Below are 14,582 nucleotides of genomic sequence, written 5' to 3' on the forward strand. Positions count from 1 at the left end.
GTTTAGCTAAAGCGCCCGTTCGGGCGCTTTAGCGGATTTTAGAAGCGGTATTCCCAGCTAACTGAGGCAGATGTTTCGTTATTTGAGTCAGTCGCGCCTCTATCGCGCCAGTACGCTAAGTCGACTTTCAATAAACCATTAAACAGTCCCTGCTGATAACCTACCTGCAATAAATCTCTGTCTACATCAAGCGCGCTAAATTCAAGCCGCTTCAGTTTGGCATAACCACCATAGCCACCTACACCGTAATAATCAGCGCCCAGACTGACAGATTTGGCCTGGGGGCCCATGTGAGCACCTAACCAGCGGTCTCGTTCAAAATAATCACTCCCCTTACCTGCTGTCACAAAATGACACTGGAAGCTGGCTTGCTGCGGTTGGCAATCTGTCTCAGTATCACTGTACTCAAGGTAAGACTTCACACGGTATTCCTGTGTGCCCCAGAATGCTTCTGCACCTATAGTAAACAAGCGATGTTCTGGTAAAACACCTCTGTCATTGTCTCCGCTCATCTCGCCATATACGGCTACAGGCAACCCTGCTATGCGCGACGAGTATTTAAAATCTACACTGCTCAGGCGCTGCTGATTTTCAGACTCATCATCTGGGGTAGTCTGATAGACAAAATCACTGGCGGTGGTTGAATACGCAATTTCAAGCCCGGGTAAGGGGTAAGCAGACACGCGGACTCCCCAGAAATCTTTTTCTTCATCCACCGCTAATCGGGGGTGCTGTTTGGCTGCAATGGCTGTGATTTGCCAGGGACCGACAAAGGAAAAAAAGCTTGGCCCACTGTAATTGGTATTTGCTCTGCTAACGCGCAGCGCTTTCATGGGCGCGGCATTGTTAGACAGTAGCAGGGCATTTTCATTGCCCGGGCCCCACCAGTAATCTAGCCGTTCGGCACTGATTGCCCAGTCCCCCAGCAAGACAGCCAGGTGACTGCCATGATGGTTAACCTGCTTACCATCCTGCGCATTGTCCGCATAGTTCACCTGTACCCGCGCACTGACATTACTTCCCTTGATTTGCCCATAACTGCTCACGCCGCTGCGTGAACGAGTTTGTCGTCCAAATCCCGCTGGCATTGACTGTTCATCTTTGTAATGGGTCAAAAAGCCAGAGTTTTTACTTTGTTTTGCCAGACGCAATGCATGATTGAGATGTTGCAGGGCAAACTGTGCGTCTGCCGGTAATTGTTCGCTGTCTACACCCGAGAGATCATCCACCAGACCATTCCACATCAGTGGGTACTGATTGACCGGTCGTTGAATCACACCTGCACTGACCAGCAGGTCGATAGAGTGTTTGAGGTGACTTTGCTGTGCATCAATCCAGGGGGAAGATACGGCCTGTGCTGAAGCCAGTGCAAGGCCACTGATGACTAAATAGTTGAGCTTCATCCGTGTAATTTTTCCTCAAGGGCTTTGGCCACCAGTGGGCTGACAAATTCACTGACATTACCATGATGCAAGGCCACTTCTTTAACTAAAGTGGAGGAGATAAACGAGTTTTTCTCCGATGGAGTCAAAAACACGCTTTCCAGCTCAGGGAACAGGCGGCGATTCATGTTGGCCAGCTGGAACTCATAATCAAAGTCGGAAACAGCCCGGATCCCACGGATCAGCACATTGGCTTGTTGTTGTTTAGCCAAATCGACCAGTAACCCGGTGAAGCCAATGACTTGAACATTGTTATGTGCCGCCAGGACCTCTTTGGCCAAAGCAACACGTTCTTCCAAAGTAAAGCAGGGTTTTTTGTTAGGGTTGTGTGCGATGGCTAAAATGACAGTGTCGAACATTTTGGCCGCGCGTTTGATTAAATCGGCATGTCCATTGGTGAGTGGATCAAAGGTGCCCGGATATAAAGCGGTAACTTGCATGTTTAGGTCATAACAATTCAAATTTGGTTTATATTATCAAGCTTGCGGCACAATATCACTGGTCTGATTTCAAAATGAAAATTTAATGTTATTCCCATTTAGTGCTATTTTCACTGTGCGTTATAACCGAACGGTCATTATTGCCTCATTAATTACGTGTTATCAGAGAACCGAATATGAACACCAAGGAAAAAATTATTCGTACCAGTATCGCCTTATTTAACTTACATGGCGAGCGAACAATCACTACTAATCACATCGCTTCTAACATGGGGATCAGTCCTGGTAATCTGTATTACCACTTTAAAAACAAAGAAGACATTATTCGCAATATTTTTGCACTGTACAGTGAACACCTGAGTACCCATTTTAAGCCCTTGGCAGCTCATGACGAGCCGGTTGAGCAGCTGACTCAGTATCTGGATTCGCTGTTTGAACTGATGTGGCGTTACCACTTTTTCTACGACAACCTGAACGATATCCTGGCGCGTGATGATGTGCTGAAAAAAGACTATATTGCCTTTCAGGCACGGCTATTCGAGCAAGTGAAAGCGGTCGTTCTTGGTTTGCGCGAGGTGGATGTGATTGCCATCAGTAACGACGATGCCAATGAGTTAGCACATATGCTAAAAATGGTAGTGAGCTTTTGGACGCCCTATGTTAAAGCGCGCAGAATGACTGGCGTGTTGGAGCAACAGGATATCTATAATGGCATTGTGAAGGTATTAATGTTGTTTAAACCTTATGCTACTACGCTCAGCCGGGACAAAATCGAACAACTACAACAGCACTACCAGGCAATGGCAGATGCCGCGCTCCCCAGTATTGCCTGAGCCCGCACCAGAAAAAGCTGGTTATCCTCTGTATATTTCCTAGTCTTTAATAAGTCTGCTATAATCGCGCGCCCGTTGTCGGCGCGCCAATTGCGCATTCATGTCCAAACCAAGAGTGACTTCTATGTTTAAATTTATCGTCAAACTGCACCCCGAAATCGTGATCAAAAGTAAATCGGTTCGCAAACGTTTTACTATGGTACTCGAGCGAAACATCAAACTGGTGCTATGCCGCTTTGATGAAAAAGTGACGGTAAAGAACAACTGGGACAATATTACGGTGGTGACGCAGAGTGAAGACCCTGCAATCCGCAAAGCCTTCATCAGTGGCCTTGGTCGTATCCCCGGCATTGTTCAGTTTCTGGAAGTACAGGAAACCACCTTTGAAACCCTGGACGACATTTATCAAAAAGCCTTACCTCTGGTTGGCCCGCAGATCGAAAACAAGACCTTTTGTGTGCGAGTTAAGCGTCAGGGCGATCATGATTTTACCTCCAGTGATATTGAAAGATATGTTGGCGGCGGTCTGAACCAGCATGTGCCGGGTGCACGCGTGCAGCTGCGCAAACCGGATGTGACGGTTAAAATTGAGGTAAAAGGCGACCGTGCTTATATCGTAACGACTAAACATCTGGGCATGGGGGGGTTCCCATTGCCAACGCAGGAAGATGTCTTATCCCTGATGTCAGGTGGCTTTGATTCGGGTGTGGCCAGCTACCAGATGATCCGCAAAGGTGCGAGAACCCACTTCCTGTTCTTTAACTTAGGGGGCGCGGCGCACGAGATTGGGGTGAAACAGGTCAGCCACTATCTGTGGAAGCAATACAGCTCAACCCATAAAGTACGCTTCATCACCGTGGACTTCGAGCCTGTGGTCGCCGAGATCCTGGAAAACATTGAAAACAGCCAGATGGGCGTGGTGCTAAAGCGCATGATGATGCGAGCGGGGTCCGCTGTAGCGGAGCGTTTTGGTATTCAGGCTTTGGTCACCGGTGAGTGTATTGGTCAGGTGTCCAGTCAGACACTGGCAAACCTGAATGTGATTGACCGCGTCACCGAGACACTGATTTTACGTCCTCTTATCCAATATGATAAAGAAGAGATCATTCGTATTGCACGCCAGATTGGTACTTGTGAAATGGCTGAGTCGATGCCGGAGTACTGTGGTGTAATCTCGAAAAAGCCAACAGTAAAAGCCAAGCTGGAAAAAATCGAGGCCGAAGAAAGCAAGTTTGACTTTGATGTGCTGGACACTGTGGTAGAAAATGCCGTTGTGAAAGACATTCGTGAGATTGAAGCCGAAGCGAAAGAAGAAGTTAAAGAAGCTGAGAATGTTAGCGAGTTACCGGCAGGTGCCGTGGTGGTGGATATCCGCTCACCGGAAGAAGAAGATGCCGATCCATTAGAATTGGATGGTATTGAAGTGATCCATCTGCCATTTTTCCGTCTGGCGACCAAGTTTGGTGATTTGCCTCAGGACAAAGATTATTACCTGTACTGCAGCAAAGGTGTAATGAGTCAGCTGCAAGCTTTGATCCTGCATGAAAATGGCTTTGCTAACGTCAGGGTTTATCGTCCATAGCAACAACCATCACTTCTACCGTGGCTGAGCAAAGCGTTGATGCTCAGCCCAACTCTGCTTTGTTCTCAGCCGGGTGCAACGCTCGCACACGAGTTAATAACGTCATATTGTGCGGCACGGATAGTCCATATTGCTTTGCCTGCTCAACAATATAGCCACACATCGCGTCTACCTCAGTATGTCTTTGGTGTTTTACATCCTGTGCCATGGACGAAAAGTTGTCAGCAGTGAGCGTCATAACCTGATACGCCCGTTGGAGCTCTTCATGTAGTTTCAGTGGCACACCAATGTGGTTGGCAACGGCACACGCTTCACTGAGTACTCCCAAAATTTCCGACGCATAACAGGGTGCGCGCAGGCGACCATTTTTCTGTCCGGACAGGGCACTGAGTGGATTAATGGCTAGGTTAACACACAGCTTTTGCCAGCGTAGTAGCTGAATATCGTCGGACAATTGTGCGGGGGTAAAGTGAGGCTTTATCAGCGTATCAAACAGTGATGACACTCGCTGTTGAGCGATTGAATTACAGGGGCCAAAGACGCTTAAACCCGGGCCGGTGAACGCGACGGTGTTAGTATTGGGTTTCCAGCCTCCCATACTGGTGGACAGAAAATAGAGTCCCTGCTGAGCAGATAATTCAGCGGTAACTGGCTCAAGTGCCTGTATCCCGTTATGGCTGAAAATAACGTTGGCATCCGGACTCAGGTGTGGTTTGAGCGTCGTAAATGCCGCGCTGAGTTGATAAGATTTGACGGGCACGATGCACAAAGCAATGCGGATGTTGCGTTTTGCCAGCTCCTGCCAGCTCAGGCATTTGACCGCGAGAGGACGAGTACATTCGGCATGTTGAGCAAAAACGGTTTGTGTTGGCGATCTTGTGATCAGGGTAACGGAATGGGTTTTTGCCAGTCGCTCGGCCAGCAATAAACCGACTGCCCCTTTGCCGACAATGAATACTTCAGGCATAGGGCTTTCCGGTTTTACGGCAATAAACCCAGTAAGCAAAAAAGTAACTTATGGCACCTGCAACATCAGCGATAAAGTCCCCCCACGAAGCTTGTCGGTAGGGTAAGGAGTCTTGCATCCACTCGATCCCTGCTCCGTAAAATGTAAGAAGCATCAGGTGAAACCAGATCCGAAAACGAAACGCATGATGAGAGAAAAACGCCAGGACAAAAAACACGCCAAAGTGTGCCACCTTATCTGCATGAGCGAATTTCACAATTTGACTGGCCTGAATTTCTTTAGCGAACAGAAACGTGCATACAGCCAGAGAGAGTAATAACAGGCATTGGTAGAGTCGGCGTGCCACAAATACTTCCAAATCTTCAGGGATTAAAAGGCCAGTATATCATCGAAATCTGAAAATAGGATGAAGCAGGGACTGTCAGTTCCAAATTTGAAAACGAGCGCTGAGAGTGTGGTCGCGTCACAGCCTTTGGGTTGCTATAATCCGGAAAAACATTATCCAGGAGCTAGATATGCCTTCTTTTGACATTGTGTCTGAAATTGATATGACTGAAGCGAGAAACACGGTGGATAACGCGGATCGTGAACTGAGCACGCGTTTTGACTTTCGTGGTGTAGAAGCGTCGTTTGACCTGAAAGACGAAGTGATCACGTTAAAAAGTGAATCTGAGCAGCAAGTGATGCAATTATTCGACATGCTGGTAGGCAAAGCCGCAAAACGTGGTCTGGACGTGGCCAGCTTTGAGCTGAAAGACGTTGAAAAGTCGGGTAAGTATGTGTCACGTAAAGTGATGCTGAAACAGGGGATCGACAAAGAGATGGCGAAGAAAGTGGTTAAGGCCATTAAAGATTCTAAGATTAAGGTACAGGCGTCTATTCAGGGTGAAACCGTGCGTGTTACTGGCAAGAAGCGTGACGATCTGCAGGAAACCATGCAGCTGATCCGCGGTGCCGAACTTGGTCAGCCTTTCCAGTTTAAAAACTTCCGAGATTAATCCCTCAGTTTACTTTCTTGTGTCTGGCATGCTAAACGTCACCCGTGTTTTAGCATGCTAGACGTCCATTGATTTTTGTTCTCAAATCTCCGACAATAGCGCCAACTTTTCAGGGTGTCAGATCAGGAGCCTGGAGTCTCTCAAAGATCTGAATAATCGGGAAGCTGGTGACTGCCTATGGAGTTGGTAATAGTCCAGCACTGCCCCCGCAACGGTGAACCTGTGACAGTCCTTCCGGCTGTTACAGGTAAGTCCGGAAACCGGCCCTGAAACACACTCAATAGTTGTAGTTCACGCGGTGGGCGTGGATCAGGGGAACTCATGTTTAAAAAATCTGCTTTAACCACAGCTCTGCTGGCTGTGCTACCTTTTTCTGCGCTTTGCGCACAAGACATTGAACATATTACGATTACGGCTAACAAGTTCGAACAAGCCAGTGTAGATACGCTGACGTCTGTGGCAGTGGTTGAGCGTGCTGAAATCGAACGAGCTAACGTACGTGACCTGCCGACATTGCTGAACAACCTCGCAGGTATCGATGTTGTACGCAGTGGTGGTTACGGCCAAAAAGCCAGTGTGTTTGTGCGCGGTGCGGCGACTAAATATACTTTAGTGTTGGTTGATGGTGTTCGTATTAGTGATGCAAACTCGGGCGATGTGTCTTTTACCAATATTCCGGTTAACAGTATTGAACGTGTGGAAGTCCTTAAAGGGGCGCGTGCTGCTATTTATGGCTCAGATGCAGTTGCAGGGGGGATCAACATTATTACCCGGGAACAGACAGGGCATCAGCTGGCGCTGACCTCTGGCAGTCGTAACTATGGCGGTGCTCAGCTGGCTGGTCAGTTTGAGGCAGATAAACTGACGGTAAACTATCATTTTGGTTATGAAACCACAGATGGTTATGACGTGACGGCCAAAGATCCGGCACTTCCTCGGACCAAAGAGCATGATCGCGACGGTTATGACAACACCAATATGGGTGTAAAACTGAATTATGATCTGGCTCAGTATGGGCAGCTTGCTTTGCATGCACAGCGCAGCGAAGGGGAGGCAGACTATGATTCCTCCTATGGCAACGATGCTTACGAGTTTGATAATTACACCACTAAACTTGTGTGGCAGAAACAATCGGATGTGTTGAGCCAGGAAGCGTCTGTTAGTCTGGCACAGGAAGAGAATACGCAGTTCCTGTCTGTATTGCCTAAAGACGGTACACCACCACCGCCAAATGATATTTACAGCACCAAACGAGATGAAATTGAGTACCGCGCCCGTTATAAAATGACGCAGTCTCTTCAGGTGATGGGGGGCGTGAGCCGCCTCAATGAAGACTTGTCTTCATCGAGCGCTCAGTTCTCGATTGCTGAGCGTGATAACACGGCAGTGTTTGCAGCTGCGTTTTACGATCAAAGTCGCTGGTTGCTAAACGCTGTAGTACGCAGTGATGATTATGAGCACCATGGTCGCGCAAATACGTATACCGCTGACCTGGGTTTCAGAGCATCGGACATCGTCACGTTTCGGGTTAATCATGGTACTGCATTTCGTGCGCCAAGCCTGACCAATGCCTTTGTTAAAGACAGCCCCTGGTACTTACCAAATAGCGAAATCAAACCGGAAGAGGGTACTTACAATGAAGTAGGTGTGACGGTAGATACCGACAATGTGCGCTATGATGTGGCCATTTTTGACAATCGTATCGATAACCTGATCAGCAATGAATTTGATGTACAAACCGGCAAGTATATTCCCGCCAATGTGGGTCGTGCACAGATGAAAGGCATTGAGCTGAGTGCACAGTTCTCAGCATTGGGTCTGGAACATGCCGCTAACCTGACCTTAGTGGATGCCAGAGACCAGGAAAAGCGTGAAGATTTACCTCGCCGTCCTGGTAAAGCGTTTAACTATGTCCTGTCTAAGCAGTGGGATAAACTAGATGTGAGGCTGGCTATGCAGTACCGTGATAAGCGTCCGTCGATCAGCTACTTTGATACGGATCTACCATCTTATACGGTATTTAATCTGAGTGCCAATTACCAGTTGCTTGAACCGGTTGCACTGACAATGAGGGTGGAAAACCTGACCGATAAAGCGTATTTCAACTCAGTTGCCAGTAAAACGGCTGACGGTACTTTGTTGCCTTATGAGCCACCGGGCAGACAGATTTATGTGGGCACCCGCATTACCTTCTAATAGTGAAGGAATGTAAAAAGGAGGCTGATGCCTCCTTTTTTGATCCTAAGTGCTTAGCTTACGCGAGGTAGTCGGCAAACTTCTGAGCGAATGCGGCTAACTTGGGTGCGATCATCACGCTACAATAACCCTGGTTGGGGTTATTGGTATAATAGTCCTGATGATACTGCTCCGCAGGGTAAAAGTGCGTATGAGCCGATACTTCGGTGACAACAGGCGCACTCAGTGTGGGCGCTAACGTATCAATGTATTGCTGAGTTAACGCCCGTTGTTGTTCTGAGTGATAAAACACGACGCTGCGGTATTGCGTGCCAATGTCATTGCCCTGACGATTTAGCTGGGTGGGATCATGCAACGCAAAGAACATTTCCAGCAGCACAGAAAAGTCCACCTGCTGGGGATCAAAGGTAAGCTGAACGACTTCAGCATGGCCGCTTTGACCGGTACAGATCTGCTCATAAGTCGGGTTGTCGGTATGACCGCCGGCATAACCAGAGGCCACTTGCGTGACGCCTCGGACACTGCGAAAGGCGGCATCAATACACCAAAAACAGCCGCCACCAAAGGTGGCAATTTGCTGATTCATTCTTAAATCTCCCGTTCCTGTTGTGTTTGCGGGTGGGCATCGTGCTGCTCAAGCAGCTTATCGCTGGTTGCCTGTGGCGACTGCGTGCGTCTTGCGAGCATACTGTAGGCACAGGGGATCACAAACAGCGTTAAAATGGTCGCGACACTCACCCCGGCAAATACCACGACCCCGATCACCATGCGACTCTCTGAGCCCGGGCCCGAGGCCAGTACCAGTGGAATGGCACTCATTACCGTGGTCAGTGAGGTCATGATAATGGGCCTGAGTCGCTGTACCGCCGCATCAATAATCGCCTGCTCAAAGGCCACGCCCTTGTCTCTGAGCTGGTTAGCAAATTCAACGATCAGAATACCATTTTTGGCACTGAGGCCAATCAGCATCACTATCCCGATCTGGCTGTAAATATTCAGTGAGCTGTCGGTGGCATACAGGCCAAACATGGCGCCAACCAGCCCAAGCGGTACGGTCAGCATAATCACCAGCGGGTGCACGAAACTCTCAAACTGGGCGGCCAGCACCAAAAACGTCACAGTCAGAGCCAAAATAAAGACGTAGGTCATGGCCGACGCGCCTTCATAAAACAGCTGAGATTCGCCTTTGTAGTCGACGGCCCCGTCAATGTCATTTTCTTCCGCTGCAACCTGGTTCAGGAAATCCAGTGCCTGCTCCAGTGTATAACCTGGCGCCAGGTTTGCAGTAATTGTAATGGCTCGCATTCGATTATAGCGATTTAACCGTGAAGCCGTGGCCTCTTCGCGAATGGTGATCAGGCTGTCCAGCGGCACCAGTTGATCGCTGCGAGAAGTGACATAAATGTCGGCGATGTCGTGTGGTGCACTAAAGTCTGCTTTGGTGCCTTTGAGGATCACATCATACTCTTCACCGCGGTCAATAAAGGTGGTAACACGACGCTGGCCCAGCATGGTTTCTAAGGTGCGGCCAATGTCGCTGACCGAGACACCGAGATCGGCGGCCTTGAGTTTGTCTATGCTGATCAAAAACTGTGGGAAAGTTTCTTTATAGTCGTGGTCGAGTCTGACCAGCCCCTGATTGGTGCGGGCACGGTTGAGAATACGATCACGCCAGTCTACCAGTTCGTCATAGTCATTCCCCTGCAGAACGAACTCGATAGGGCGGGACTGACCCCCTCCACCTATGCCCCGGCGCATAATGGCAAAGGCACGCACATCGGTGACTTCACGCATCTGGCCACTGATCTCACCCATCACTTCCCAGGTTGAGCGTTTACGTTCGTCCCAGTCAGGCATACCGACAATAGCCACACCACCTCGGCCTCCCCAGCCAGGCACACGCACTAGAACACGGCTCAGTTCTTCATTTTCGACATACGGCAGCAGGCGCTGTTCAATCTCGGCCATATTAGCGGCATTATTTTCATAGCTGGCGCCTTCAGGGCCATTCATCATAATGAAAAAAGTTCCCCGGTCTTCTTTTGGGGTCAGTTCTGACGGGATCTGCTGGAACAAGGCGTAGCTTGCAAAGCCAGCCAGTGCGAGTGTCAGCATCAAGCTGTAACGTCGAGTGATATTATCGCTGATCACATTACGGTAGGCAGACTCCAGGCGACCAAATTGGTTGTCCATCCACTGAGAAAACTTGCTTTCTTTATTACTGGCTTTGAGTACTTTAGAGCACAAAGCGGGCGACAGGGTAAGTGCCGTAATGCTGGAGAAGATCACGGCCGCACTGACTGCCAAAGCAAACTCGGTAAATAGGGCACCGATGCGCCCTTCCATAAACACCAGAGGGACGAAAACGGCAACCAGCACTAAGGTGGTGGCGATGATGGCAAATCCCACTTCTCGTGCTCCGCGATAGGCTGCCAGCAATCTGGGTTCACCCAGTTCGATACGACGGTGGATGTTTTCCAGCATCACAATGGCGTCATCTACCACCAGGCCGATGGCGAGCACCAGCGCCAGTAGTGTCAGGAGATTAATGGAGTAACCCATAGCAAACAAGAAGGTAAAAGTGGCAATTAACGCGATGGGTACCGTGATTGCGGGTATCAGGGTGGCGCGTATGTTACCTAAAAACAGGAATATTACTAAGACCACCAGTCCCATGGCGATGGCCAGTGTGCGATACACTTCAATAATGGATTCGCGAATAAACACGGAGGAATCGTAACTGTCCTGAATGGTAGTGCCCTCTGGCAGGTTACGTTTGATTTTTTCTAGTTCTTTGCGGGCATTGTCGACGACATCCAGTGTATTGGCTTTGGCTTGCTTAACAATCCCCAGGCCTATCATGTTCTTACCGTTACCGCGGAAAGTACTTTCAACATCTGCTGCTTCCAGGCGAACATCAGCCACTTCGCCAAGCCGCACCAGATAACCCTGAGCACCGCGTTTGATCACCAGGTTATTAAAGTCTTCCTGGGTTTTGTAGCTGCGGGCGATACGTACGGCAAAGTCGCGGTCCAGCGATTCAATTTCACCAGCTGGCAGCTCGACGTTCTCGTTGCGTAGTACACGTTCAATGTCGCTGGCGGTGATATCTCGGGCTGCCATTGCGCGACGATCCAACCAGATCTTCATGGCATATTTACGTTCGCCACCGATGCGTACGTTTGACACACCATCCACCACCGCCAATCTGTCGACGATAAAGCGCTGGGCATAGTCGGATAGTTGCAGCGTATCCATAGTTTCGCTGTTCAGCACGAACCAGGCTATGGGGCTTTCATCACTGTTAGACTTGGAAACCTCAGGTGGACGAACCTGCTCGGGCAAACGGTCCAACGCACGGGATACACGCTCCCTTACATCATTGGCGGCGGCATCAATATTCCGGTCAATGTTGAACTCAATGGTGATGTTTGAACGACCGTTACGACTGGAAGAGGTGATGCTTTTGATCCCTTCAATACCCGAGATACGGTTTTCCAGCACCTGAGTGATCTTGGTTTCTACGACCTCAGCAGACGCACCGGTATAATCGGTACTAACACTGACAATTGGTGTTTCGATGTCTGGGTACTCGCGCAGTGGCAACATAGTGAAAGCAACTAAACCAAAGGTCAGCAGCAACAAGTTAATGACGATGGCAAAAACCGGCCGTTTTACGGCTGTATCTGTGATCCGCACGTTTTACCCCTTAACCACAACGGTGCTGCCATTACGAATCTTGGTGGTGCCTTCAGTGATGATCTGCTGACCAGCAGACAATCCATCAACAGCAACCCAGCCCTGGAAGCGAGACAGGACATTAACCTGTTGTTGTTTTGCCTTGCCGTCGTTAATGGTGAAGACAAAGTGTTTATCCTGCCTCGGGATCAGGCTTTTTTCCGGCACCATCAGGGCGTTTAATTCGCCCAAAAAGAGCGAGACATGCAACAACATACCGGGTCTGAGTAAATCTTTTGGATTGTCGAAGCTGGCAGTCACGCGAATGCTGCGGGTTGCATCATCAATGCGTGGGTCAATATGTGTAATGATGCCCTCAAATGTGCTCTCTGGGTAGGCATCGCTGGATACAGCTGCGCGCATGTTAAGTTTAAGCTGAGCAAGGTATTTTTCAGGTACCTGGAAGTCAACTTTGATGATACTGATATCGTCCAGTGTGGTCAGTACACTGTTGTTATTGACGAAGCTGCCCACCGATACTAAGCGCTGACCCAGCATACCGTCAAAGGGCGCATAGATGGCCATTTCTGCCAGCTTTGTTCGAGCCGTTTGTAATTGAATTTCCAGCGCATCGACAACGGCATGTTGGCTGTCCAACTGTGAACGAGCAGCGGACTGAGTTTTTGACAATTCAGTTAAGCGTTTGAGCTGACGGCGTTCTTCTTTAAGATTGACCTCTAACTCTTGCACTGCTAACTGCTCTTTCAAATCTTGTAGTTGGGCGAGTTTATCACCTTGTTTTACCCTGTCCCCATCATCGAAGTATAACGCACTGATATAATCGCTTTGTGCACTGGTGATATTCAGCGCATGATTCGCACGGGCTGAGCCAATCGCGTTAATGGTAATGTCTCGGCTTTGCTGATCGACCGTCACCGCGGCAACCTGAGTCGGGGCGCCGGAAAATGATTTGCTTTTGCCATTGCTGGCAGGTAAATAGAGATAGCCGCAAAGTGCAATAAGCACTAAAATTATAAAAGGAAAGAGGGCTTTACCCGATTGACTGGCGCGCATAATTGATTCTCGTTGACTGCGGGGCTTTAGTGTACAAAAATTCCAAATAGAGCATATTGTCGAACGTCCTGTATATTTGTGCGTTAAACGAAAAGCGAGCAATTTGGCCCACGGTATGTTGAACTTTGTACCCAAAAATTAAGGCATTATGAAAAAAAAGAAACCATGCCCAAGGTGTATGAAAATACGTAAAATGGTGTGCTGGGGGATCATTATGTACGGTTTTTATTTGTGGTTTTATAGTTATGGTTGAACCCGTCAGATTACGTGCGCTGGCCAATCGCCACAGCATCGAGTTTATGCTGGTTGGTGCAATAGCGCTGGTTATTATCATGGTCTTCGTCACCTTACGGGCAACGCCAATCAGTTTGCTTGAAATTGCACTGGCAAGCGCCGCGATAGTTGCGATTATGCTTGGCTTTTTAAAAAGTCAGCAGCCTTATTATAGTATCGAAATGAGTCCGCAGCGGCTTGTCTATTATCATAAGTTTGGTGAATTTTTGCTCGAGCATCATAATTTTCACTCAAGTGGCGTGCCAAGTGTCACTCAAGGAGTTGAAACGCTTGAGTTAAATGTTGTAGGTATTAAACTAAAGGATATCGATGTATTTTTATCCGACCTGACACCCAGGTTGGCTGGAAAATTACTGATAGAACAGCGGAATATTTTTTTACAAGCTGTTAAAATACATTGCAGTAATGGCAATTGCCCATCAGAATGGCTGATCGAAGAGGCGAATTACACCTCTCCAAGTGGACAAGCATATTCTGGATTAATGGCGATGTTCGCAAATCGGATGCAGAACTTTAAAACGCTGACAGGCTACGACTTGATGTTGCCTGCTAACGTACTCGACAGGGATATCTGGCAATTTGCCACTGTCATGAATCGTTGGAAGTTATCACCCGAAGAGGTGGTCAAAAACTTGCATAGTGAGTTGGCTACCTCAGCAATGAAGTAACAGGATAAATACATGAGCTTTGAGAAAGCTTTTATTAAAAGTGGTCGCAACACCATTATCCATAAAGAGAAAAAGCTCGATTTAGTTGTCGTGAATGGAGAAAATCACCCAAAGATTAAGGTGACTCCGACCGGTTTAGTGCCGTTCAAAGAGGAACTGCCAAGAAACCGTCGCGAAGCCAAAGAGCGTTACTTAGAGGTAGTTCACGTGGCCAGCGTGGATGTGTTTGGTGAAGTAAAGAGACTGTTGTTTATTCAGGCGCTTGACGGGCGTGAGTACAAGGTAGATTACAGCAAAATAGGCACTAAGTTATTTGTTCGGATCCACCAGGATAGTTACCTCTAAGCTTTTCAACGTACACCACACTTGCATGCAGAGCAGGGGATGACCTTGCCTGCAGTGCACCATCC

13 protein-coding genes and 1 riboswitch are annotated in these 14,582 nt (G+C 48.5%); of the genes, 6 read left to right on the top strand and 7 right to left on the bottom strand.

All coding sequences use genetic code 11. From position 1 onward, the window contains the following. Positions 1-38: 38 nt before the first annotated feature. Together ACXAH1_RS02355 and coaD are read right to left on the bottom strand one after the other, a co-directional pair. The gene (locus ACXAH1_RS02355) at positions 39-1,403 is read right to left on the bottom strand and encodes a capsule assembly Wzi family protein (RefSeq protein WP_475193455.1); all 1,365 of its coding nucleotides are present in this window, start codon (positions 1,401-1,403) and stop codon (positions 39-41) included. Next, positions 1,400-1,882 carry a pantetheine-phosphate adenylyltransferase gene (coaD, locus tag ACXAH1_RS02360; RefSeq protein ID WP_138549882.1) on the bottom strand — a complete coding sequence of 161 codons (483 nt, stop codon included), beginning with the start codon at positions 1,880-1,882 and terminating at the stop codon, positions 1,400-1,402. The genes ACXAH1_RS02355 and coaD overlap by 4 nt, the downstream gene beginning before the upstream one ends. Positions 1,883-2,058: 176 nt before the next feature. On the opposite strand from coaD, the gene ACXAH1_RS02365 reads away from it, so the two are divergent. Next, positions 2,059-2,715, top strand: a complete 657-nt coding sequence (locus ACXAH1_RS02365) for a TetR/AcrR family transcriptional regulator (RefSeq protein WP_138544597.1) — start codon at positions 2,059-2,061, stop codon at positions 2,713-2,715. A gap of 124 nt (positions 2,716-2,839) precedes the next feature. Beyond that, positions 2,840-4,297: a tRNA uracil 4-sulfurtransferase ThiI gene (gene thiI / locus ACXAH1_RS02370; protein WP_475193458.1), complete on the top strand. Its 1,458-nt coding sequence runs from the start codon at positions 2,840-2,842 to the stop codon at positions 4,295-4,297. Positions 4,298-4,340: 43 nt separating this feature from the next. Here the strand turns inward: thiI and ACXAH1_RS02375 are convergent, their stop codons facing one another. Continuing rightward, entirely contained in the window at positions 4,341-5,264 is a 924-nt protein-coding gene (locus ACXAH1_RS02375) for a ketopantoate reductase family protein (protein WP_475193460.1), read from the bottom strand. Further along, on the bottom strand, positions 5,257-5,610 hold the full coding sequence (locus tag ACXAH1_RS02380) for a VanZ family protein (RefSeq protein ID WP_475193462.1): 354 nt from the start codon (positions 5,608-5,610) through the stop codon (positions 5,257-5,259). Before ACXAH1_RS02380 ends, ACXAH1_RS02375 begins: the two co-directional genes overlap by 8 nt. A 169-nt stretch (positions 5,611-5,779) precedes the next feature. Here ACXAH1_RS02380 and ACXAH1_RS02385 point away from each other — a divergent pair, with 169 nt between their 5' ends. Continuing rightward, entirely contained in the window at positions 5,780-6,262 is a 483-nt protein-coding gene (locus tag ACXAH1_RS02385) for a YajQ family cyclic di-GMP-binding protein (RefSeq protein WP_253048145.1), read from the top strand. A gap of 100 nt (positions 6,263-6,362) precedes the next feature. Next, a riboswitch (cobalamin riboswitch) is annotated at positions 6,363-6,545 on the top strand. 38 nt (positions 6,546-6,583) lie between these two features. Then, complete coding sequence (locus ACXAH1_RS02390) at positions 6,584-8,458, top strand: TonB-dependent receptor domain-containing protein (RefSeq protein ID WP_475193465.1); 1,875 nt, start codon at positions 6,584-6,586, stop codon at positions 8,456-8,458. Positions 8,459-8,516: 58 nt separating this feature from the next. Here ACXAH1_RS02390 and msrA read toward each other — a convergent pair whose 3' ends face one another. The 3 genes from msrA to ACXAH1_RS02405 are packed head-to-tail and all read right to left on the bottom strand — an operon-like array spanning position 8,517 to position 13,210. Beyond that, a complete protein-coding gene (msrA, locus tag ACXAH1_RS02395; protein WP_475193466.1) occupies positions 8,517-9,044 on the bottom strand; it encodes a peptide-methionine (S)-S-oxide reductase MsrA in 528 nt (175 codons plus the stop codon). Between the two features lie 2 nt (positions 9,045-9,046). Next, positions 9,047-12,157 (bottom strand): efflux RND transporter permease subunit, encoded by a 3,111-nt coding sequence (locus ACXAH1_RS02400; RefSeq protein ID WP_253048153.1) that lies wholly within the window; start codon positions 12,155-12,157, stop codon positions 9,047-9,049. Positions 12,158-12,160: 3 nt separating this feature from the next. Then, a complete protein-coding gene (locus ACXAH1_RS02405; protein WP_475193467.1) occupies positions 12,161-13,210 on the bottom strand; it encodes an efflux RND transporter periplasmic adaptor subunit in 1,050 nt (349 codons plus the stop codon). A gap of 245 nt (positions 13,211-13,455) precedes the next feature. Between ACXAH1_RS02405 and ACXAH1_RS02410 the strand changes: the two genes are divergently transcribed. Continuing rightward, entirely contained in the window at positions 13,456-14,172 is a 717-nt protein-coding gene (locus ACXAH1_RS02410; protein ID WP_253048157.1) for a DUF2982 domain-containing protein, read from the top strand. A 12-nt stretch (positions 14,173-14,184) separates the two neighbouring features. Next, entirely contained in the window at positions 14,185-14,517 is a 333-nt protein-coding gene (locus tag ACXAH1_RS02415; RefSeq protein WP_054014369.1) for a hypothetical protein, read from the top strand. The last annotated feature ends 65 nt before the right edge of the window (positions 14,518-14,582 follow it).

This window comes from Pseudoalteromonas sp. AWH4_217, from assembly GCF_056161105.1.

Bases quoted from the DNA above. Each gene is read 5' to 3' on its own strand.
- ACXAH1_RS02355 (WP_475193455.1), bottom strand. From the start codon at position 1,403: ATGAAGCTCAACTATTTAGTCATCAGTGGCCTTGCACTGGCTTCAGCA.
- coaD (WP_138549882.1), bottom strand. From the start codon at position 1,882: ATGCAAGTTACCGCTTTATATCCGGGCACCTTTGATCCACTCACCAAT.
- ACXAH1_RS02365 (WP_138544597.1), top strand. From the start codon at position 2,059: ATGAACACCAAGGAAAAAATTATTCGTACCAGTATCGCCTTATTTAAC.
- thiI (WP_475193458.1), top strand. From the start codon at position 2,840: ATGTTTAAATTTATCGTCAAACTGCACCCCGAAATCGTGATCAAAAGT.
- ACXAH1_RS02375 (WP_475193460.1), bottom strand. From the start codon at position 5,264: ATGCCTGAAGTATTCATTGTCGGCAAAGGGGCAGTCGGTTTATTGCTG.
- ACXAH1_RS02385 (WP_253048145.1), top strand. From the start codon at position 5,780: ATGCCTTCTTTTGACATTGTGTCTGAAATTGATATGACTGAAGCGAGA.
- ACXAH1_RS02390 (WP_475193465.1), top strand. From the start codon at position 6,584: ATGTTTAAAAAATCTGCTTTAACCACAGCTCTGCTGGCTGTGCTACCT.
- msrA (WP_475193466.1), bottom strand. From the start codon at position 9,044: ATGAATCAGCAAATTGCCACCTTTGGTGGCGGCTGTTTTTGGTGTATT.
- ACXAH1_RS02405 (WP_475193467.1), bottom strand. From the start codon at position 13,210: ATGCGCGCCAGTCAATCGGGTAAAGCCCTCTTTCCTTTTATAATTTTA.
- ACXAH1_RS02410 (WP_253048157.1), top strand. From the start codon at position 13,456: ATGGTTGAACCCGTCAGATTACGTGCGCTGGCCAATCGCCACAGCATC.
- ACXAH1_RS02415 (WP_054014369.1), top strand. From the start codon at position 14,185: ATGAGCTTTGAGAAAGCTTTTATTAAAAGTGGTCGCAACACCATTATC.